The sequence below is a fragment of the Pedobacter humicola genome (assembly GCF_056490705.1).
In genome coordinates, this window is sequence record NZ_JBWJIG010000010.1 from 40,998 (window position 1) to 61,602 (window position 20,605).

The following is a 20,605-nucleotide window of genomic DNA, read 5'->3' on the forward strand; positions in this document are numbered from 1 at the left end:
TGTCAAAATAATACACACAGCATAAAGCTTGATTTATTTTTTCACTTAAAAAGTTAGGTTATGAAAAAGATTGTAAATGCATTGCTCTTATTGGTTATGGCGGTTAATTTTAGTGCATGCGTAGTAAGCGCACGTGCACCACGCGGTCACTGGGTACCTGGACACTATAATGTTGGCCCTCACGGTGGCCGATATTGGGTAAAAGGCCATTATCGTTAAATCAGTTTCAGATCGCCGCTCGGGTAAATATGGCGGCGATCTCTTTAAGAAAAATGCTAAAAGATGTTAATGCGTAACTAATGCGATAGTTGGATTCAGAATACAGGAATAAAATAATACATTAGCAGTATTAATATCTATTTTAATATGCAAGAAGAAATTCTTTTACAGATAAGCGTTAAAATTAAAGAAAGGCGTAAGGAGCTTGGCATTACCGTTCAGGAACTTGCTGATAAAGCCGAGGTAAGCAAAGGCCTTATTTCACAGATCGAAAACAGCAGGACCATTCCGTCTTTAATGGTGTTGATGGATATTATCAAAAGCTTACAGATTGATCTGAATAGCTTTTTTAAAGACATCAACTTTCATAAAAAAGATGCACCCGTTCTGGTGAAGCGGCAAGAGCAATATCAGAAGTTTGAAAAGGAACAGGCCGTTGGCTTTAATTATTCGCGTATCCTAACCAAGAATATTAAATTTTCTACGGCTGATTTTGTACTGCTCGAGCTCGAAGTTAACGCGCACCGGCCAATGGTTAAAACTGAAGCCTTCGAATTTAAGTATATGATTGAAGGTAAGGTAGAATATCAGTTTTCGAAAAAGAAAATTATCCTCGAAAAGGGCGACTCGATGCTTTTCGACGGAAGACTTTCTCATACGCCGGTAAATATTGGCGATACCAAAGCTTTAATGCTTGTTGTTTATTTTTTCGAGTAAAAATTTGGTAAACAAAGTTTATTAATACTTAACAAATATCTATCTTCATCTTCATAAACCAGTCCTAATTTTGATTGGTAAAGAATATGAATATGAAAAAATTGTTAAAAAGCACAATCTTGTTGCTTTGTGTAGCGGTATTTGCGCAGGCACAACCTAAAAAAGTTAAACATGTAATCTTGATCGGTTGCGATGGTTTTGGCGGCTATGCCCTGCAGGAAGCCAATATGCCCAATCTGAAAGCTTTAATGGCCAATGGCTCATGGACCAACAAGGCACGTTGTGTATTGCCGTCATCCAGTGCGGTAAACTGGGCTTCCTTGTTAATGGGCGCGGGACCAACCGAACACGGTTATACCGAATGGAACAGCAAAGTGCCCGAAATTCCTTCCATTGTCAAAACTTCTTACGGTTTGTTCCCAGGTATATTCAGCGTAATCCGTGATCAGAAAAAGCAAGCTAAAACAGCTATTATTTATAGCTGGAACGGTATCGGCTACCTGTTCGAAAAAGAAGCGGTGAACATCATTGTAGACGGGAAAGAGAAAGACGATTTCTGTGCCGACACTGCTTCGGCAATTATCAAAAGGGAAAAACCTTATTTCACTTTTGTACATTTCGACGAACCTGATGAAACCGGTCACTCAATCGGTCACCGCACGCCAGCTTATTATAAACAACTTGAACTTGTAGATCAGCGCATCGGGAAAATAGTAAAGGCAGTTCAAGATGCGGGTATTGCCGACGAAACCATTATCTTAGTTACAGCAGATCATGGCGGAACGGGTAAAGGGCATGGTGGTAAATCGTTGGATGAAGTGCAGATTCCCTGGATTATTGCAGGGCCTGGGGTACACAAAAACCACGAGTTAAAAGATGCGATCATCACCTACGATACGGCTGCTACACTGGCATGGTTAATGGGTTTAAGTGCGCCGCAAAGCTGGAGAGGAAAGCCGGTGTTAGAGGCGTTTAGCAGATGATATTTGCCCGCTGGTTAAATTTAACAATTTGATAACCTGGATTTTGTTTACAAATAATAAACATTGTTTACTATTGTTTTCTTTAAAAGTTAATATATTATGGTAATCAAGTTTGTAGAATTCGATGGGGCGGGCAAAGCCTTCACAGCATTAGGCAAGGGAGCTGATCAGTTTAAGGATAGGGTATTTGGAATGATAACAGACTAAAGATGAATTTGCTTCAAATTGCCCGTAAAAAAGCGTTGAATTGGCCATATTGGCTAATAACCATGCTTGGTGGTGTTGCGGCCTTTGGTTGTTATACCAGTATGTATGCTTTCAGAAAAGCCTTTGCTTCTGCTACGTTCGAGCACCAGGAATTTCTGCACATTGATTATAAAGTGTGGCTGGTTATTGCACAGATGGTGGGTTATACCTTAAGTAAATTTTATGGTATCCGCTTTATTTCCGAATCCGGGAAAAGCAACCGCGCCAGGAGCATTATCTTTCTGATCCTTTTTTCTTGGATTGCGCTGTTAGGCTTTGCACTGGTACCGGCCCCTTACAATATCGTATTTCTTTTTCTTAATGGTTTTCCGTTGGGGATGATCTGGGGTTTGGTATTCAGTTATCTTGAAGGACGGAAAACAACCGAATTTATGGGCGCATTAATGTCGATCAGTTTAATATTTGCCTCTGGTTTTGTTAAAACCGTAGCACGTACACTGATGGGTTTTGCTGCGGTAAGCGATTATTGGATGCCTTTCCTTACCGGACTGGTTTTCCTGTTGCCGCTGTTCCTGTTTGTTTTTTGTTTAGAAGTCATTCCACCGCCATCAAAAGAAGACCAGGAGCTGCGGACCAAGCGGGTACCGATGGATGCCAAACAACGCAAGGCTTTTATTACCGCTTTTTTGCCGGGTATTATCCTTACCATCATCATTTATGTGCTGCTTACCTGTATCCGCGATATGCGCGATAATTTTGAGGTCGAAATCTGGAATGGTTTAGGGATCCATGACAACCATATATATACGCAGATTGATACCCTGATTTCTGTAGTGGTATTGATCATGATGGGACTTTTGATCCTGATTAAGGATAACCTTAAAGCTTTTACCGTGATCCATATCATGATTATTGCAGGTTGCTTATTGATCGGTGTGAGCACGTTCTTTTTTGACCGGGGCTACATCGGTCCGGTTAGCTGGATGGCTTTGCTGGGCATGGGGCTTTATATGGCCTATATTCCGTATAATGCCATTTTCTTTGAAAGGATGATTGCCAATTTTCATTACAAAAGCAATATCGGCTTTATTATGTATGTAGCCGATTCTATTGGTTATGTGGGTAGTTTTTCGGTACTGATGCTACACGAATTTGGCGAAACCGATATCAGCTGGATGCATTTCTTTAAGCAGTGTTTGTTTGCTGTGCCACTAATTGGCGGGGTATGTAGTGTGCTTTCGCTGATTTATTTCAGAAGGAAAACTTTGGCTACAAATAAAAAAATGAATGCCGATGAACGGCTGGTTTTAACAAGGAAATAAAGCATTGGACTTGATTTAGCTGGACAGAATACTTAATAGTAATACACATTGGTGCCATATAAACCTAAAAATATCCGGCACCAGCAAAAAAATAAACAATGAATAAACATTTCGATCTTATCGTAATCGGCGGGGGTATACTGGGAACATTCCATGCCTACCATGCCTTACTTTCGGGTAAATCTGTATTGCAGCTCGAAAAAGACAATTATCCGGTAGGAGCTACGGTACGTAACTTTGGTCAGGTGGTACCATCGGGTATGGAAGCCGAGTGGTTCGGATATGGTGTAGCCGGATTGGAGATTTATAAATCGATCCAAAAGGATTTTGATATCTCCGTGCAGCAAAATGGTAGCGTATACATCGCATCTGATGATGATGAATGTACGTTGATCCATGAGCTGAAAGCACATTACGATACCATTGGTTACGAAACCGAGCTGCTCAATCAGGAGGCCATTTTAAAGAAATACCCGGCCATCAAATCATCCTATGCCAAAGAGGCGATCTTTTTTCCGCAGGAGATCAGCGTAGCGCCAGATCAGATGATCCATCGCCTGCATACGTACATGCAGAACAAGTTTGGAAAGTATACACTTCAATACAATAGTCCGGTTACCGCCTGCGAAAGTAAAGGCAGCGGTGTGGAAGTAGGCTTGAAAAACAATGCTGAACTTTTTACCGCTGAGAAGGCCATTATCTGCAATGGTTATGAATTTAAACTGCTCTATCCGGAACTGTTTGGCGAAAGCGGAATTGTGGTGAGTAAATTACAGATGATGCGCAGCATCCCGATGCCGGATGTTGCTTTAGAAGGCAATATTTTAACTGGTTTAACCACCAGACGCTACGAGAGTTTCGAGCACTATTGTCCTTCATTTAAGACCATTAAAACACCTGCATATTACGAAGAACTGAAAAAGTGGGGCATCCATATCCTGTTTAAAAAAGCCGCAGATAATACGATTATTATAGGCGATTCGCATGAATATGCCGATGCAAAACATTTTGATGATCTGGGTTTCAATTTAAGTTACCACATTAACGAGCTGATGCTGCAGGAAGCAGCACGGATTGTTGATTTCGATGTGCTTAAACTGCAAACTACCTGGGCAGGATTTTACCCTCAGCACCCAACTAAACATATCGTAGAGTATGATCTCGACGATCGCATCCACATCCGTACGGCCATTGGTGGGAAAGGGATGACGGCCAGTGCAGGCTATGCCGCAGAAAGTATTAAAAAAATATTTAGTTAACAAATACTAAACAAAAACAGGCTGTTTTGTTAACTAAAAATTGGCATTAGGCTAACATGCATATCTTATCATTGCATCTATAAAACCTAAAAAATTATAGATAAATGAAACATCTCTACAAGATGAAGATGTGCATGGTAGCTTTGCTGTTATTATGCCTCACGCCCTGTTTTACCTGGGCACAAACAAAAATTGCTGGTCTGGTTAAAGACGATGCACAACAGCCGGTTCCTGGTGTAAGTGTGTTAATAAAGGGAACTAAAAAAGCCACCTCAACCGATCAGTCGGGCCGTTTTACTTTAGAGGCCAAAACCGGCGAAACACTTGTGCTTAGCTCTATCGGTTTTCTTACCCAGGAAGTTGAGGTTACAGGGGCCAACCTCACCATAACCTTAAAAACAGATTCGAAAAACCTGAACGATGTAGTGGTTACCGCGCTGGGTATCCGTAAAGAAAAGCGGAACCTGGGTTATGCCATTCAGGAAGTTAAAGGTGCCGATCTGGTAAAAGCCCGTGAAGCAAACCCTGTAAACGGGTTGGTGGGTAAGGTTGCCGGTTTAACTGTTGGGGTATCCTCAGAGCTTTTAGGCCGTTCATCGCTCTACCTGCGTGGTAATGATGTGAACCTGGTAGTGGTAGACGGGGTGCCGATCAATTCTGATACCTGGAATATCAATCCGGATGATATTGATACCTATACGGTACTTAAAGGCCCTGCTGCTGCTGCACTTTATGGTTATCAGGCTTATAACGGTGCATTATTGATTACCACTAAAAGAGGCAAGCTGAGTGACAAAGGTTTTACTGTAGAACTCAATTCGAGTACACAGTTTAACAAAGGATTTATTGCTTTACCAAAAAGCCAGGACGAGTACGGCCCCGGAGAGCACAGTGCCTATGCATTTGGCGATGGTAAAGGCGGTGGTTTAAATGATGGTGATTATGATATCTGGGGGCCAAAATTCGATGGGCAATTGATCCCGCAATACGATAGCCCAATTGTAAACGGTGTGCGCCAGGGTACGCCCTGGGTGGCCCGTGGTAAAGATAACTTAAAACGTTTTATCGAAACAGGATTACTTTCTGCCAACAACATTGCTTTATCTTCAGCAACTGATAAATACAATCTGAGGGTTTCCATCTCTAACAATTACCAGAAAGGAATTATCCCGAACACGCAGTTGAATATCAATAATTTTAATGTAAGCGGTTCTTATAACATCAGTCCTAAATTAAGGGCCGAAGCCTATATCAATTACAGCCGTCAGTTTTCTGATAACATCCCGGATGTAAACTATGGCCCGAACAGCGTAATCTACAACATGACCCTTTGGGGCGGTGCCGATTGGAATATTGATGATATGAAAAACTACTGGCAGCCGGGTAAAGAAGGCATCCAGTCTATCTATGCCGAATACCAGCGTTACCATAACCCTTATTTTCTATCGTACGAATGGTTGCGTGGACATAAAAAGAATGATATTAATGGTTATGCCTCATTAAACTATACTATATCGAAAGGATTAGATGTACTGTTAAAAACACAGATCTCTACCTACGATCAGTTAAGGACAGAGAAAATGCCGTTTTCTGCCCACCCATACGGACGCGAAGAAGGTTTGGGCGATTACCGGGAAGACCGCAGGAGCATGTTCGAGAACAATACCCAATTGATTTTAAAATACAATAAAAACGTGGGCGATCTTTTCGAAATCAGTGCTTTTGGTGGGGGCAATGCCCGTAACTTCAGTTACAACTCGAGCTTTACCACAACCGATTATTTAAACGTTCCTGAGGTGTATAATTTCTCGAACTCTAAAAACCCGGTCAAAGCATTCAATTTCAATTCGCAGATGTTGGTGTTAAGTGCTTTTTACTCGGTTGATTTAAGTTTTAAAAAATACCTGAACATCAATACCACTGGCCGGGTAGATAAAAACTCTGCGCTTCCTCCGGGCAATAACGCAGCATTCTATCCTTCAGTTTCGTTAAGCTCGGTGATTTCTGATTATGTGAAAATGCCTGCATTTATCTCTTTTGCAAAAATAAGGGCATCGTACGCCAACGTTAAAGACCCAGGTTTGGGTACGCAGGATTTTATCGGTGCAACACCATTGCAAACTTATCCGATAGGTTACGGTGCCGAATATACTTCATCATACGGAGGCCCTGGTTATGGTTTGTCTTCGCCATATAGCATCAGACCCACCTATAACAACCAAACCGGAGCTTATTACACCAATAACCTGATTGATCTGAATGCGGTTAAAGCGCAGAGCAGAACCAATTACGAAGGTGGTATCGACTTAAAGTTCCTGAAAAACAGATTGGGCTTCGAGGCCACTTATTTCAGGTACATCGACGGACCAAAAATTATCAAACAGAATATCTCGGCAGCTACAGGTTACCAAACCAATACCATCAATGGTCGTAAAACGCAGAACAGTGGTGTAGAGTTAAGTTTGTCGGGTGCACCCATCATGACCGATAAATTCGGATGGGATGTGATGATCAACTGGTCTACCTATAAACAGATTTATAAGGAACTTGCCCCAGGCGAAACATCGGTTGATCAGTTCTTTAAAACCGGCGACCGTATCGATAATATCTATGGTTCAGTACTGGCCAAAACACCAGGCGGACAGGTGATCCACACCTCGAGCGGAACACCGATTTCGTTACCGGTGAATCAGTTATTGGGGCATGCCGATCCAAACTGGGTATGGAGTATCGGTAACAAGTTCAGATATGAGAATTTCTCTTTCAGCTTCCAGTTAGATGGTAAAGTTGGTGGGGTAATGCAAGATTATGTGCGGTTGAAGTCGTTTCAGGGTGGCCGTCAGATCGAAACCATTCAGGGAAAAATGGGCGAAGCCCGGTACCAGGATTATTTACATGTAAACGATCCAAAGTACAAAGGTACCTGGGTAGGCGAAGGTGTGGTGGTGGCCAACAACGGTAAACTCAATTTCGATCCGGTTACAGGTGTAATTACCAATTATGGCGATCTAACTTTCGCGCCAAATACTACCCCTCAGCTTTTACAGGATTATCTGGGCGTTTTTTACGGTGCCAAAGAAAATACCATGATGAGCCGTACTTATGCAAAATTACGCGAAGTGACCTTCGGTTATCAGTTACCTAAAAAATTATTGGAACGCACGTTTATCAAATCGGCCAATATTTCGGTAGTAGGGCGTAACCTCCTGTATTTTATCAATTCCACCTATAACGATGTGGATGTAGATCAATATTCGGGCAGGGAAGGCACTTCTACATTACAAACTCCAACTACGAGAAGTGTAGGCTTTAACCTGAATGTTACTTTTTAATACCTAAAAAATAAATATAAAGAGATGAAATCAATATATAAAATCCTTTTTCTTTTCATTATCGTGGCAGTTTGCGGCGGATGTAAGAAAGAATTTGAAGACAACTTCAAAAACCCCAACCAGGCCGAAACTGTTCCGCCAAACTTGTTGTTGAACGGTATTTTGTTCGATATGTACGAGGCTCCGTTTTCGGGCTCAGAAAGGTGGAACCAGTATACTGCAGCCAACTACTACTATTATGCAACCAATAACTACGATTGGACAGGCGCTTCGTTAGATTATACCACCTTGAAAAATGTGGTGAAAATGGAAGAAGAGGCCAACCGTTTGGGTGGTGCAGTGGCTAAACCTTACCTGGCGCTGGCTAAATTCTTTAAAGCCTATTACTTTGTGAGAATGAGTTTGAAAGTTGGCGATTTGCCTATGACAGAAGCGTTAAAGGGTTTTGCCAACTTAACACCAAAGTACGATACCCAAAAGGATATTTTCAAACAATCCTTAACATGGTTGGAAGAGGCTAACAATGATTTGACCGGTTTAATTGTTGCAGGCAATAAAGAGCTAAAAGGCGATATCTATCTGAAAAACGACCTGGTAGCCTGGCAAAAGGTAGTGAATACCTTTAAATTGCGGACTTTGGTTAATTTGAGCACTAAAGCAGATGATGCCGACTTACAGGTAAAACAACAATTTGCCGCGGTGTTGGGCAACCCGACCAAATATCCGGTGATGGACAGTATGGCCGATAACCTGCAGTTTGTGTACAATGAAAGTTTTAACAAATATCCTAACAATAAAGACAATTTTGGTAACGATGCCTTACGTTACAATATGGCGGGCACATATTTAAATACGCTTTCGGGCCTACAAGACCCCCGGGCCTATATGGTAGCTGAGCCGGCAAGAGGTATCGCAGAAGCCAATGGTTATGCGATTACCGATTACCGCAATTTTATAGGTGCACCTACGGGCGAAGATCAGGGAGTAATGTTGGATAAAGTGCAGAAAGGCTTGTATTCATTGATTGGCCGTTACCGTTACTATAGTGGTTATACCGCCGAAAATACCTTTATCATCGCTTATCCTGAATTGTGTTTTATCAAGGCAGAAGGCATTAACCGTGGCTGGGCTACCGGCGATGCCGAAAGCTGGTACAAAAAAGGGATCCAGGCTTCTATTGGTTTTTATGGAATAAAAGATGGTGTAAATGTGGTTACTTTTCTTAAAAAGGATGGGAAACTTGGCGAATTTGAAAACTTCAATATTAATTTTTCTTTCGAGAACGATTATTACGCACAGGCAATGGTTAAGTATGCCGGTAATACCGCCGATGGTTTAAAACAGATCCTGATGCAAAAATACCTCTCTTATTTCCGTAATTCGGGTTTCGAAGCCTATTATCAGTACCGCAGAACTGGTGTGCCAACTTTTGATGTAGGTCCGGGTGTGGGTAACAGCAACAGGATCCCTAAACGTTTTCAGTACCCTGATATCGAAAGAACAACTAACGGCGAGAACCTCAAACAGGCCCTGCTCCGTCAATTTAACGGAACTGACGATATTAATCAGTCACCATGGATTGTTAAACCATAATTGTTAATGATCTGATAGTCAGTTTGAAATTAGTGAAACGGTCCTCCTCCGCAAAAGGGGGATCGTTTTCTTTGATAATAATTGATTTTATTTTTGGATAAATAATTTTAAAGCGCTAATATTGCACTCCCAAAACGAACAAGGCTCAGGTTGCCGCAAAGTAACATCAGCCCCGTTTTAGGAAACGACCAGTACTCCTTCTTAGCTCAGCTGGTTAGAGCATCTGACTGTTAATCAGAGGGTCGCTGGTTCGAGCCCAGCAGAGGGAGCAGATTGAAAGCCTTACAACATCTTTGTAAGGCTTTTTTGTTAATAAAGTTTTCGTTAGCTCAGCTGTGCTAGCGTCCCGCACGTGCGGGATTATTCAGCCGAATGATCGGGATTATAAAGGTCGCTAAGGTTAAGATCCCAATACTTCGGGAAGCCCCGCAGAGGAGCCAAAACCCGCAACGAATTTTTGGTTTTTTTGCGTTTAGGGCCGGGCTAGATTTTATCCTGAGCGTATCCGAAGAAGCCCGGCAAATAATGCTGCAGACAAAGCCCTCCGTTTACCTGTTTTCTTTTAATTTAACTTATTTCTCCAGCTTTTTGATCCGATTTACAATGTCTTTCCCAGTTTTAATAGAGGTTGTTGCCATAAGTGTATACCCGTTGACCAACATGATATAATCACTATAGAGATATCGGTATAATTTAGTCCCAGTGAAGCCTTCCGGATGCGAACTGATTTCATACAGGATTTTTTTCTTAGATTCTTCCATCCTTTTTTTTGCTGTATTGACTGCAGGAAGTAAATCCTGATAATATTTTAGAATTGCGTTCCGCAAGCTGCTATCTTCTATGAAGGCGATCTTCCCGCTAGAGTTAAATCCTTCAAAACTGGAATTCATGTTAAAAAATGTATATTTCCCAGTGATAATCTTCGTGATTTGGTCGGTATTCGTAATATTTTTTATTTTTTGGTCTATAGTCGATAACTCGCTAATTTCTAATTGCTTTTCTCCAAGCATCTTATTTATTTCTATTTTAAGATCAGACATAAATTCCCTGACTTCCTTTTGCTTGTGCCGGTGCTCGCTCCATTCATGTAGCCATAGCGATAAGCTTAGCGCAAAAACAATTAATGATTTCTAAAATAAACTCTCCTACCTTGTGCCACAAACTATGCTCTTTGCTGGTCAAGATTTGATGTGTTTTTTTAACATGTTTAATGACTTCCTGATCTGCCATAATATTTTTAATTAGCGACTAAAAAAGATTCTTCATTTAAAGATATAAAAACAAATAATTAAATGCATCGCGCAGTATAAAAAAGATTGTGCATTGTATTTCAGGAAATTATCTATTCATTTTTGTGCCAAATATTCTGTCCCATTTGTTTTGGTCTTTTTAAGGCCTTCCCATTTGAAAACATCAGTTTGCCTAAAATTGGCTCTAATAGGGTCTGTCAAAGTGCTTTTACAGAGTAAAATATCTATATCGTATCAAAATTAACCTTCGATCGCACCAGGTTTATATCAATAAACGGCAACTGGAATTACTGTCCTTGTTCGTCAGCATAAATTAATCCCTGGTAGCTGACAAGTTAACGGTGTATGAAATTTTCATTCATGGATACTCCGCAGTTTACCAACAAAATGCAGACTTGCTGCGGACATGAGATAATCTTGATAAGGTTTTTGATAGCACATGAAGCCAGGAGAATACAGGCAGTAAGTCGGCGCTATGTCTGGCAGTTGCAGGATCAATCCTTACCGTAGTAGGTAATATTCAGCTCGCGCATAAGGTTCTTTTCCATATTCATTCCAATTGTTAAAAAATGTTAAAGGATTTTGAAAAAATCATTCCTTTTTTTTGTTTTGAAATCTAATCAGATAAACAATCAGAAAGCATTTTTTAGAGCAATTATTAAAATTTTTGGTTTAGATCATGTCAACAAAATCATTACACAACGCCCTGCGCAAAAAACTTTTTGGCGCGCTTTTATTACTAAGCACCATTTCAATAGCAGTGTCCGCTATTGCACAACAAACAAATGTCCAGAGCGGGCCATCAAACCTGAGCGCAAAGCTGATCAATATCGAATCGGCCACCAATGAGCCTTTCCGGTTTTCGGTCACACTCCGCAACGGAACAGCATCGGCCCAGCTTTACGAACTCAAAGCCGATCTTCCGATGGGGTGGCAGGTAAGCTACAAGATAGAAGGCAGCCAGGTCACTTCGGTGAATATGGAAGCCGGCAAAACCCAGGAGATTGCGGTAGAGATTACCGCCACCAGTACTGCGGCAGCCCGGAAATACATTATCCCGTTTAAGGCCACATCTGCTACCCAAACCCTATCATTGCAACTCGAAGCAGTGGTAAAAGGAAATTACGGCTCCACTATCAGCACAGCAAGCGGAAGACTCAGCGAAGAGGTTACCTCGGGTGTCCATAAGGATATTGAGCTGGAGGTACGCAATACCGGGACCCTTCCACTAAGCGAACTTGAAATTACTTCTCAATTGCCTGCAGGTTGGGAGGTCAGTTTTGAGCCAAGCAAAATAGCCAAACTCGAGGGCGGCAAAAAGATCACCGTAAAGGCATCGCTCAAGGTTCCGGATAAAACGATAGCGGGAGATTATGCCGCTACTTTTAACCTTAGTGGCAATAATGCTACTGGTCAGGCTGCGTTTCGCATCTTTGTCAAAACTTCAATACTGTCGGGATGGATTGGTATTTTTGTGGTCCTGATCGCCATTGCGGCGGTGTATGTGCTGATCCGCAAATACGGCAGACGATAATCCATCTTTCAGCTAAAATCTTATTGAAGAGCAGATGGAACCGATTATAAATTTAAGAGGCCTGGTGAAAAACTATGGCAGCCATAAGGCAGTGGATAGACTTGATCTGGACATTTACCGGGGTGAGATTTTTGGCCTGCTCGGGCCTAATGGTGCAGGGAAAACCACCAGCATATTGATGATGCTCGGACTCACCGAGCCCGACAGTGGTAAGGCCACAGTGTGCGGATATGATGCTACCCGAAATCCCATAGCCGTAAAGCGGAAAGTAGGCTATATGCCCGACAATGTAGGTTTTTATCCGCATATGACCGGGCTCGAAAATCTGCTGTATATGGCCAGGCTTAATGGACTCGAAGAAGAGGGGATAATTGAGCATGCATTAACTGTACTGGATATTGTTGGACTAAAAGGTGCCGCATATCAGCAAACTGCTACCTATTCGCGGGGCATGAAACAAAGGCTGGGACTTGCAGAAGTACTCATCAAGGATCCCGAAGTGATAATATTGGATGAACCTACACTGGGCATCGATCCCACCGGGGTGCGCGAATTTCTGGAGCTGATTAAACGTTTAAAAGAGGAGCAGGGATTAACGGTGCTGTTATCCTCACATCACCTCCATCACGTACAACAGGTATGCGATCGGGTAGGCATATTCGTGGCCGGAAAACTATTGGCGCAGGGCAACCTTGCTACGCTCACGGAGGAGCTTTTCAACAATGCGGGTATACAAACCGTTATTCAATTGACTCAGCCACCGGCTGATGCAGATGGTTTACAGCAGAAATTCTCAAAGTGGCCAAAGGTTACCCATTTGAGTATTTCAGGAGATCTATTAACCTTCAGCAGTACCGAAAACATTACGCCGGGGCTCGTCCGTACACTTATTGAGAGTGGAGCAGACATCCAGCGGGTTACCCAAAAGGCTTACGGCCTGGATGAAATCTATCAGAAATATTTTGAAAGCAGTTCTAACAACACAACAGACCATGAAAGCAGCATCCCCAACAGCATATTCAAGCGCGGCAGAAAAAAATAGTCTGAGCTCAGCAAAACAAAAGAGCCCCTTTAAGGTAATGGTGCATAAGGAGGTAGCCGATCATTTGCGGAGCTGGCGTTTCATTTTGCTGCTGGCACTGGTGATATTAACCTTTGCGGCTTCGCTTTACATCTCGATGGGCAACATCAAAAATGCTTTTACCAATACGGGAGACCCAGACCATGCCTTTTTATACCTGAAACTGCTCAGTACCACCGACGGTTCGATGCCGCCCTTCCACGTGCTGCTCAGTTTTCTGGCGCCATTATTGGGGATCAGCATGGGGTTTGATGCAATCAATTCGGAACAGAACAGCGGCACCCTGACCAGATTGCTGGCGCAGCCCATTTACCGCGATAACATTCTGCTGGCAAAATTCTATAGTGCGATGCTGATCATCGGCACGCTGTTCGTTTCACTTACCTTGCTTATGATCGGTGGTGGGCTCTTTATCACCGGGGTAAGAATCGAGCCACAGGAGTTGATGCGGATCCTAAGTTTTGCACTCACCACCATTTTGTACGTAGCTTTTTACCTAAGTCTGTCAATATTGCTGTCCATTGCCTTCCGGCAGGCGGCCACTTCGGCATTGAGCGCCCTGGGTATCTGGCTGTTCTTCACTGTATTCTACCCGATTTTGGTAAACCTCATCATCAGGGCCTTTCTTCCTGATCCCGCTTACCTTACCCAGGGGCAAATCATGCGTTATAACGAACTCATCATGGATATCTTGCGCATTGCGCCAAACCAACTATATAGTGATGCTGCTACCACACTGCTGATGCCATCTATCCGTAGTCTTGGGCCGATGAATATGGAACAGCTTTCGGGAGCCATACCAGCACCGCTGCCCTTAAAAGAAAGCCTGATGATTGTCTGGCCACAGCTCAGTGGAATGATTGCCTGTAGCATTGCGTGTTTTGCCTTTGCCTATTATCTGTTTATGCGCCGGGAGATCAGGAGCTAACAATTAAAGCGTTTGTTGCCCATGTCCCCTTTTCTGTGATGTGGCGTAATTCAGGTCAAGCTTAAAGTATTGAAAACAGAATTGGAAGAAAGGTGTTAGTTTTTATTGAGGAAGCCGGTTGGCAGGCAAATGATAAGGTATTTTGCTTGTTTACGGGTTCTAAATCATACTGATCATGGATATACAACTCATCAGAAAACAGACCTTAGGTAGCGGGAACGCCATACATTTTAACAATGCGGGTGCGGCATTAATGCCACAAACAGTTGCCGATGCGATTCGCGATTATATTACCGAAGAAGAACTGCATGGCGGTTATGAAACGGCCGATCGAAGGCGCGCTGAGCTTGATCTTTTTTATGATTACGGTGCGCAGCTGCTTCATTGTAAAAGCGGGAATATCGCCTTTACCACTAATGCGACCGACAGTTATAACCGGGCCTTATCGTCGGTCTCCTTTAAGGCTGGAGACGTTATCCTGGTGACTGAAAACGACTATCCCTCAAATTTTATCGTGTTGCTCTCCTTACAGCACAGATTCGGGATTAAAGTTGTGCGTGTGGCCAATACCGAAACCGGAGAAATTGATCTCGGCGATCTCGAAGATAAGATCATCCGTTACCAGCCGCGGTTGCTTTCTGTAACGCATATCCCTACGAGTTCAGGTTTGATCCAACCTGTTGAAGAAATCGGGCAGATCGTGAAGAAGTATGATGTGCTGTATCTGCTGGATGCCTGTCAGTCGTTGGGCCAGTTAAAGGTTGATGCCGTAGCCACCGGTGCCGATTTTATCAGTGGCACTTTTCGGAAATTCCTCCGTGGTCCAAGGGGAGCGGGAATCTTATATGTGTCGGACAAAGCACTTAAAGCAGGGTTTGAGCCGATGTTTATCGATCTGCGTGGAGCGGAATGGACAGCCGCAGACCAATACAGCCCACGGAAAGATGCCAAGCGTTTCGAAGACTGGGAAACGGCTTATTCATTGATGATGGGCAGCAGTGAAGCCTTGCGTTACTTGCTGGACATCGGGATTGATCAGATCGCATCGAGGAATAAGAGTCTGACGGATACTTTAAAGGCAGGGCTTTCGCAAATCGATTTTATCAAGCTTCAGGATAGGGGTAAAAAGCAGGGTAGTATCCTAACTTTCAGCTGTGGAAAACGACGGGAGATGGAAACCAAGAAATATTTTACCGATCAGCATATACACATCTACACCACTGCTAAATCGAATGCGATTATTGATTTTGCTGAAAAAAATGTAGACTGGGTGGTACGGGTTTCGCCCCACTATTACAATACAGAGGAAGAAATCAAAACATTTATTAAAGCGGTTGAGAATTTATAAAGCGTCAGCTTGGATAGTTAAGATGCCAAACGCTCAACGCAATGCTGGTAAATCGGTTTCCCTTTCATATCATCATCCCCGCGCAGTCGGAGAGGCTTTCGACGAAGCCTTCTCCCAAATGGGGATATCACGGTAGATCACGGTTTTAACAATTCTGGCATAGGCTGCATCAATAATCTATAGTTAAGGTCCTTTTATCTTTCGATAGGCAGGTCCAACACGATTTTTCCAAATCGTAAGTTTGGATACATCTGTAATTTGGGGCTGTAAGCCTTTATCTCCGAAAAAGCATGGTGCCTGGCTACATAAAGCCCACTGTATCCCTTTTTTGATAATCTCAGGTACAGATTGCTCTTAACTGGTCTTAGCGTCTCGCTAAGACCAGATTAATATTATGGAATCCTGTGCTTTATTGCATCTTTCTAAGAAACCTAAAGCATGAAAAGTCTACAATTAGTACTCACTAACCCCTGTACACAGCAGTGGAGCGATATCGAACGCCCGGATGGAAACCACCACTGTAGCCGTTGCGAAAAAAATATTGTGGATCTTACCGCTAAATCCGATCAGGAGTTAATTCAGTTCTTCAAAAATAAGAGTGACAATGTATGTGGCCGTTTGCTTGATAGTCAGTTAAACCGGGAGCTTGTTTTGCCTTCGTCAAAACTGAACTGGCAATGGCTGGTGCCATTTGCTTTTACTGCATTGGTTGTTAGCCCGGCCCAGGCGCAACATTTAAAACCTGCTGTCGTGCAAAGCGATCAACATCCTAAATCTTCTTCAGTGCCACTAGAATTGTCAAATGCCTTACCTCCTTTAGATACCATCATCACCGGAAAGGTCCTGAATCAGGTAAATGGCCATCCCTTAGGTGGGGTGGAGATCAGGAAAAAGGGAGAAGAAAAGGTGCTGGCGGTAACAGATACAACCGGCACATTTGAACTCAGTCTACCCGATAGAGATACCTTAGCTAAATTCGTTTTTAATTTACCAGGCTTTTCGAATGCAGAGATTTATCTCAATAACAAAATGGTGGTAAGGTTAGGTGCTGAGCGGAGGATCATGCTGGGGGGTATCTCCACGATATCGCCAATTCAGAAGCCGCTTTACTATGTCTTGGCGGGTAATAAAAGCTGTGTCCTCGATCCTGCCAAAATGGGTGAAATATCTCCTGATTGGATCGAAAAAATAGAAATATTAAAAGATGCTAGCGCAACCGCATTGTATGGTAGCAGAGGCGCCAATGGAGTAATATTGATTGAGATTAAAAAAGAATATAGAAAGAAGATTAAATTCTCGGAATAGTGTTAGTTTGTAAAATCATAAAAAGTTAATATGCTAAACAGGTACACGCTTACCATGATGCTGTTTTTAACAACAGCAATTTCATTTGCACAAATAAAAGGCACGTATGTGTATGTTCCGGGCTTTGATAGTGGCGTACGGACGCTAACTTTTAACACTTCGGGTTTTACTGATCAATCAACCGGGCATGTGGGTGGTAAATACGGAGCAGGTTCATTTAAAATAAAAAACGATAGCCTTTACCTCACGTATTTTAAATTGGAAGATAAAGATTCTTCCCTTTATAAAATCAGTTCTGAGGAAGCCCGTTATGGATACACGCATATTTATACTCAGATATTTGATGGAAAAGCGCCACTAAACGGTTCACTAGTTGCTTTAAGGGATCAGGACTTCAAAATTATTTACGCCGCAGATGCGGTTTCAGAAGGGAAAGCCAGTTTGCAGGTGCGTAAACAAGAAAAAATTGGCTATCTCACCATTGATTTTATAGGTTATAACCAGGTGGTCATTCCCTTTGATAAATTACAGGGCAAGAGAAGTGATATTTTTGTTGAGCTTAAGCCACAGCACACCCTGATCGAGCCACCACATATTGAGGTTTACCGGATAATTAAATTGGAAGAGAAGAAACTGATACTGCAAAGTACAGCAGACACCGAGCTCGTATTTACTAAAAGGTAGTGTTGAGAAGCGGGGAGACCGCCCTCAAAAAAAGATCCTATTTAATAAGCTTTTGGAATACTTAAATGTTATAATGAATATAAAAGAAATTGTAAAAACCTGTTTATTTTTCCTTTTCAGCCTGGTCTCTATTTCTGGCTATGGTCAGTCTGGTCCGCCGGTTATTCTAGTGGGACCTCCAATGAACCTTTTAGAGGTGATGAGGGTTGAATACAATAAACCAGTTGGTCTTAAAGAGATCCGTATGAGCGAATGTTTCAAGGCCTATCCCAAGCTTAACGCCCTCATTACTTGTGCATACAGTCAATTTGAATCTAAAGACAAACAATTTTTTCTGTTCACCACTCTGTATAAACCTTTAAGTCCGGAAGACTCTGTTTTTATCTCCAAAATTTCCCCCAACAAGATAAAGACTTTGGATTGGATGCATGAGGCGAATATCAAAGGGAACATCAAAGAATCTTTAAGAGAGGATGCTGCCATGCGTTGGAGATCGTTTGTCAAGTGTGGCACTTTGGAACAGGCAAGAAAGTTTTTTAATGCCGACTCTGTTCTATCGTATTCGATAAAGTTAGATCCCAAGGACTATTATCATGGTAAATTCAATAATCTTGAGGTGTTGTGTATTGCAAAGAAGCGTAGAGGTGTAATCTATCTTTTCGCACTCTACACAGATGAAGGTAAAAGAAATCTGAAACCTTATCAGAAAGAACTGGAGGGAATATTCAGATTCAAGGAATAAAAAACTTCGTTAAGCGGTTAGCATGACTATTACGTTAAGTAAGAACTAAAAACGATATTATATCAGCCTTAATATTGGAAAATCAGATATAGAAATCCATAAAAAGGGCAAGCAGCGGATTTTCGTGCTTGCCCTTTATATTGCTATAAAATACGATCATCACTATCCCTGATGCTCAGGCATGCCGTTTGGATCCATCCATACATATTCCCAATGGTGGCCATCCAGATCATCGAAACTGTGTTGGTACATGAAACCGTAATCGGTAGCCGGATTCGGGATGGTGGCTCCAGCAGCTACGGCTTTGTCTACCATTTCGTTAACCGCATCTTTGCTCTCGGCCGATATGGCAATAGAGGTTTCTATCGCCTTGTGGGCATCAACAATTTCTTTTTCGGTAAAGGTTTGGAAAAAGGTTCTGGTGAGGAGCATCACATAAATGGTATCGCTGATGATCATACAGGTTGCTTTTTCGTCGGTAAATTTTGGGTTAAAGGTATAACCGAGTTTGGTAAAAAATTCTACCGACTTGTTTAGGTCGCTAACGGATAGGTTCACAAAAATTTGAGTTGCCATGTTGTTTAATGATTTAGTTTACTCAAAGATACAGCAACAGCCTATCTGGACAAACGTGCAAAAACGACAAGTTAAGGGGTGATATGCGACGGATGAGGTATAGGGAGTATGGGTGCGCGCAAAGCTCTCAATTTGGAGCATGGCTATAACACAGTCGTCATTCTCGCTTATACTGGAATCTTAATGCGCTGTTATTTTTGGCACCCTACGACTTCATTATTGGATTTTATTAATGTCAGGTAGGAGAATGGTGCCAATAGGGGATGATTAAATTACATAGAAAGCGGCATTTACCGCTTTCTATGTAGAGACTTATTTTAACGCATAGTTAAGATAACCACCATCAGCTACAATCTCTGTTCCCGTGATAAAGCTTGCATCATCAGAGGCCAGGAACAATACTGTTTTGGCAATTTCATCGGGGTGGCCCAACCTTTGCAGCGCAGTAGCACCAGCTAAAAATTCTTTTGCTTCTGCGGGTACAGCGTTTTCTAAGCCCGGTGTGGCCACCGGTCCCGGACTAATCAAATTTACACGGATCTTTCTGCCCGCCAGTTCGTTTGCTGCGATCTGGGCTATTTTATTCAAGGCCCCTTTAGTTGCAGAATATACGCTTGCACCTAAATTTGCAGCTGTTGCCACTGTTGAAGAGGTGAACAATACGGCTGCGCCATCTGCCAAATGTGGAAGTAACTTTTGCAGGGTGAAAAAATGCCCTTTTACATTGGTGTTAAATTGTGCGTCGAAATTTTCCTCGGTCACTTTTTCTATCGGTTCGAATGTCGCGATTCCGGCATTTAGAAAAAGAACATCTACCTTGTTTCCGCTTTCGGCGATTGCTTTTTCAAGGATAGCAATATCCGCAAGTTTTGAGGTGTCGGCTACCACCGTGTTCAAATTTGGGTGATCGATTTCAGCGCTTGCTTTCTGTAAATTGCCGGCATTTCTACCGGTGATCAATACATTTGCCCCTGCATCAATAAATGCTTTTGCGGTAGCTAATCCAATTCCGGTAGTTCCTCCGGTAATAACGACGTTTTTATTTTTAAAGTCCATGATTATTTTAAATTGTTTACGCTGTAAAGTTATCACGAATCAATTTATTTTAGTTACTTTGTAACAAAAAGTAACAGTAACTTTCGGGTAACAAAGTAACTTATTATGGAAGATCATTGCCAGTTAGGGCACAAAAAAGAAATCATGGCGGTCCACGATGCGATGGACGTGCTGAGCGGAAAATGGAAAATATCCATCATTTCCTCTATTTGCTATTACAACAAAAGAAGATTTTCTGACATTTTGAATGATGTACCAGGAATATCAAACAAAATGCTGAGTAAGGAATTAAAGGAGCTGGAGATCAATAAACTGGTAAACCGGACGGTATTAGATACCCAGCCTATTTCTGTTCAGTATCAATTATCAGAATATGGGATGTCGTTGAAAACGATTATCAACAACCTCACCGCTTGGGGATTGGCGCACCGTAAAGTGATTAGTGGTAAATAAAGATGTATCTCACAAC

At 42.3% G+C, this 20,605-nt stretch carries 19 protein-coding genes and 1 tRNA gene; 16 read left to right on the forward strand and 4 right to left on the reverse strand.

Annotated elements, in window-relative coordinates:
- The first annotated feature begins 60 nt into the window (after nucleotides 1-60).
- The 8 genes from AC04Q1_RS16055 to AC04Q1_RS16090 all read left to right on the forward strand — a co-directional run bounded on the left by AC04Q1_RS16055 (nucleotide 61) and on the right by AC04Q1_RS16090 (nucleotide 9,901).
- A complete protein-coding gene (locus tag AC04Q1_RS16055; protein ID WP_478365596.1) occupies nucleotides 61-219 on the forward strand; it encodes a hypothetical protein in 159 nt (52 codons plus the stop codon).
- A 147-nt stretch (nucleotides 220-366) separates the two neighbouring features.
- Nucleotides 367-936: a helix-turn-helix domain-containing protein gene (locus AC04Q1_RS16060; protein WP_478365597.1), complete on the forward strand. Its 570-nt coding sequence runs from the start codon at nucleotides 367-369 to the stop codon at nucleotides 934-936.
- A gap of 92 nt (nucleotides 937-1,028) precedes the next feature.
- Entirely contained in the window at nucleotides 1,029-1,919 is an 891-nt protein-coding gene (locus AC04Q1_RS16065) for an alkaline phosphatase family protein (protein WP_478365598.1), read from the forward strand.
- Nucleotides 1,920-2,128: 209 nt separating this feature from the next.
- Nucleotides 2,129-3,448 carry a DUF5690 family protein gene (locus tag AC04Q1_RS16070; protein WP_478365599.1) on the forward strand — a complete coding sequence of 440 codons (1,320 nt, stop codon included), beginning with the start codon at nucleotides 2,129-2,131 and terminating at the stop codon, nucleotides 3,446-3,448.
- A gap of 98 nt (nucleotides 3,449-3,546) precedes the next feature.
- The gene (locus tag AC04Q1_RS16075; protein WP_478365600.1) at nucleotides 3,547-4,707 is read left to right on the forward strand and encodes a TIGR03364 family FAD-dependent oxidoreductase; all 1,161 of its coding nucleotides are present in this window, start codon (nucleotides 3,547-3,549) and stop codon (nucleotides 4,705-4,707) included.
- A gap of 104 nt (nucleotides 4,708-4,811) precedes the next feature.
- Nucleotides 4,812-8,039, forward strand: coding sequence for a SusC/RagA family TonB-linked outer membrane protein (locus AC04Q1_RS16080; protein WP_478365601.1), 3,228 nt, complete (start codon nucleotides 4,812-4,814; stop codon nucleotides 8,037-8,039).
- A 24-nt stretch (nucleotides 8,040-8,063) separates the two neighbouring features.
- Nucleotides 8,064-9,632, forward strand: a complete 1,569-nt coding sequence (locus AC04Q1_RS16085; RefSeq protein WP_478365602.1) for a SusD/RagB family nutrient-binding outer membrane lipoprotein — start codon at nucleotides 8,064-8,066, stop codon at nucleotides 9,630-9,632.
- A gap of 195 nt (nucleotides 9,633-9,827) precedes the next feature.
- Nucleotides 9,828-9,901: transfer RNA gene (locus AC04Q1_RS16090), tRNA-Asn, on the forward strand.
- Nucleotides 9,902-10,204: 303 nt separating this feature from the next.
- Here AC04Q1_RS16090 and AC04Q1_RS16095 read toward each other — a convergent pair.
- Together AC04Q1_RS16095 and AC04Q1_RS16100 are read right to left on the reverse strand one after the other, a co-directional pair.
- Nucleotides 10,205-10,753 (reverse strand): DUF6090 family protein, encoded by a 549-nt coding sequence (locus tag AC04Q1_RS16095; protein ID WP_478365748.1) that lies wholly within the window; start codon nucleotides 10,751-10,753, stop codon nucleotides 10,205-10,207.
- On the reverse strand, nucleotides 10,716-10,862 hold the full coding sequence (locus AC04Q1_RS16100) for a hypothetical protein (RefSeq protein ID WP_478365603.1): 147 nt from the start codon (nucleotides 10,860-10,862) through the stop codon (nucleotides 10,716-10,718). The genes AC04Q1_RS16095 and AC04Q1_RS16100 overlap by 38 nt, the downstream gene beginning before the upstream one ends.
- A 699-nt stretch (nucleotides 10,863-11,561) precedes the next feature.
- Between AC04Q1_RS16100 and AC04Q1_RS16105 the strand changes: the two genes are divergently transcribed.
- The 7 genes from AC04Q1_RS16105 to AC04Q1_RS16135 all read left to right on the forward strand — a co-directional run bounded on the left by AC04Q1_RS16105 (nucleotide 11,562) and on the right by AC04Q1_RS16135 (nucleotide 18,504).
- Nucleotides 11,562-12,416: a COG1470 family protein gene (locus tag AC04Q1_RS16105; RefSeq protein WP_478365604.1), complete on the forward strand. Its 855-nt coding sequence runs from the start codon at nucleotides 11,562-11,564 to the stop codon at nucleotides 12,414-12,416.
- 34 nt (nucleotides 12,417-12,450) lie between these two features.
- Nucleotides 12,451-13,458, forward strand: a complete 1,008-nt coding sequence (locus AC04Q1_RS16110; protein WP_478365605.1) for an ABC transporter ATP-binding protein — start codon at nucleotides 12,451-12,453, stop codon at nucleotides 13,456-13,458.
- Complete coding sequence (locus AC04Q1_RS16115; protein WP_478365606.1) at nucleotides 13,409-14,425, forward strand: ABC transporter permease; 1,017 nt, start codon at nucleotides 13,409-13,411, stop codon at nucleotides 14,423-14,425. Before AC04Q1_RS16110 ends, AC04Q1_RS16115 begins: the two co-directional genes overlap by 50 nt.
- 175 nt (nucleotides 14,426-14,600) lie before the next feature.
- The gene (locus tag AC04Q1_RS16120; RefSeq protein ID WP_478365607.1) at nucleotides 14,601-15,773 is read left to right on the forward strand and encodes an aminotransferase class V-fold PLP-dependent enzyme; all 1,173 of its coding nucleotides are present in this window, start codon (nucleotides 14,601-14,603) and stop codon (nucleotides 15,771-15,773) included.
- 438 nt (nucleotides 15,774-16,211) lie between these two features.
- Nucleotides 16,212-17,078 (forward strand): hypothetical protein, encoded by an 867-nt coding sequence (locus tag AC04Q1_RS16125; protein WP_478365608.1) that lies wholly within the window; start codon nucleotides 16,212-16,214, stop codon nucleotides 17,076-17,078.
- A gap of 30 nt (nucleotides 17,079-17,108) precedes the next feature.
- Nucleotides 17,109-17,762 (forward strand): hypothetical protein, encoded by a 654-nt coding sequence (locus AC04Q1_RS16130; protein WP_478365609.1) that lies wholly within the window; start codon nucleotides 17,109-17,111, stop codon nucleotides 17,760-17,762.
- A 73-nt stretch (nucleotides 17,763-17,835) separates the two neighbouring features.
- Nucleotides 17,836-18,504: a hypothetical protein gene (locus AC04Q1_RS16135; RefSeq protein ID WP_478365610.1), complete on the forward strand. Its 669-nt coding sequence runs from the start codon at nucleotides 17,836-17,838 to the stop codon at nucleotides 18,502-18,504.
- 162 nt (nucleotides 18,505-18,666) lie between these two features.
- Here AC04Q1_RS16135 and AC04Q1_RS16140 read toward each other — a convergent pair whose 3' ends face one another.
- Together AC04Q1_RS16140 and AC04Q1_RS16145 are read right to left on the reverse strand one after the other, a co-directional pair.
- On the reverse strand, nucleotides 18,667-19,080 hold the full coding sequence (locus tag AC04Q1_RS16140; protein ID WP_478365611.1) for a VOC family protein: 414 nt from the start codon (nucleotides 19,078-19,080) through the stop codon (nucleotides 18,667-18,669).
- A gap of 312 nt (nucleotides 19,081-19,392) precedes the next feature.
- Entirely contained in the window at nucleotides 19,393-20,136 is a 744-nt protein-coding gene (locus AC04Q1_RS16145) for an SDR family oxidoreductase (RefSeq protein ID WP_478365612.1), read from the reverse strand.
- Nucleotides 20,137-20,241: 105 nt separating this feature from the next.
- Between AC04Q1_RS16145 and AC04Q1_RS16150 the strand changes: the two genes are divergently transcribed.
- Nucleotides 20,242-20,589, forward strand: coding sequence for a winged helix-turn-helix transcriptional regulator (locus AC04Q1_RS16150; protein ID WP_478365613.1), 348 nt, complete (start codon nucleotides 20,242-20,244; stop codon nucleotides 20,587-20,589).
- Nucleotides 20,590-20,605: the final 16 nt, after the last annotated feature.

Bases quoted from the DNA above. Each gene is read 5' to 3' on its own strand.
- AC04Q1_RS16055 (WP_478365596.1), top strand. From the start codon at position 61: ATGAAAAAGATTGTAAATGCATTGCTCTTATTGGTTATGGCGGTTAAT.
- AC04Q1_RS16060 (WP_478365597.1), top strand. From the start codon at position 367: ATGCAAGAAGAAATTCTTTTACAGATAAGCGTTAAAATTAAAGAAAGG.
- AC04Q1_RS16065 (WP_478365598.1), top strand. From the start codon at position 1,029: ATGAAAAAATTGTTAAAAAGCACAATCTTGTTGCTTTGTGTAGCGGTA.
- AC04Q1_RS16070 (WP_478365599.1), top strand. From the start codon at position 2,129: ATGAATTTGCTTCAAATTGCCCGTAAAAAAGCGTTGAATTGGCCATAT.
- AC04Q1_RS16075 (WP_478365600.1), top strand. From the start codon at position 3,547: ATGAATAAACATTTCGATCTTATCGTAATCGGCGGGGGTATACTGGGA.
- AC04Q1_RS16080 (WP_478365601.1), top strand. From the start codon at position 4,812: ATGAAACATCTCTACAAGATGAAGATGTGCATGGTAGCTTTGCTGTTA.
- AC04Q1_RS16085 (WP_478365602.1), top strand. From the start codon at position 8,064: ATGAAATCAATATATAAAATCCTTTTTCTTTTCATTATCGTGGCAGTT.
- AC04Q1_RS16100 (WP_478365603.1), bottom strand. From the start codon at position 10,862: ATGGCAGATCAGGAAGTCATTAAACATGTTAAAAAAACACATCAAATC.
- AC04Q1_RS16105 (WP_478365604.1), top strand. From the start codon at position 11,562: ATGTCAACAAAATCATTACACAACGCCCTGCGCAAAAAACTTTTTGGC.
- AC04Q1_RS16110 (WP_478365605.1), top strand. From the start codon at position 12,451: ATGGAACCGATTATAAATTTAAGAGGCCTGGTGAAAAACTATGGCAGC.
- AC04Q1_RS16115 (WP_478365606.1), top strand. From the start codon at position 13,409: ATGAAAGCAGCATCCCCAACAGCATATTCAAGCGCGGCAGAAAAAAAT.
- AC04Q1_RS16120 (WP_478365607.1), top strand. From the start codon at position 14,601: ATGGATATACAACTCATCAGAAAACAGACCTTAGGTAGCGGGAACGCC.
- AC04Q1_RS16125 (WP_478365608.1), top strand. From the start codon at position 16,212: ATGAAAAGTCTACAATTAGTACTCACTAACCCCTGTACACAGCAGTGG.
- AC04Q1_RS16130 (WP_478365609.1), top strand. From the start codon at position 17,109: ATGCTAAACAGGTACACGCTTACCATGATGCTGTTTTTAACAACAGCA.
- AC04Q1_RS16135 (WP_478365610.1), top strand. From the start codon at position 17,836: ATGAATATAAAAGAAATTGTAAAAACCTGTTTATTTTTCCTTTTCAGC.
- AC04Q1_RS16140 (WP_478365611.1), bottom strand. From the start codon at position 19,080: ATGGCAACTCAAATTTTTGTGAACCTATCCGTTAGCGACCTAAACAAG.
- AC04Q1_RS16145 (WP_478365612.1), bottom strand. From the start codon at position 20,136: ATGGACTTTAAAAATAAAAACGTCGTTATTACCGGAGGAACTACCGGA.
- AC04Q1_RS16150 (WP_478365613.1), top strand. From the start codon at position 20,242: ATGGAAGATCATTGCCAGTTAGGGCACAAAAAAGAAATCATGGCGGTC.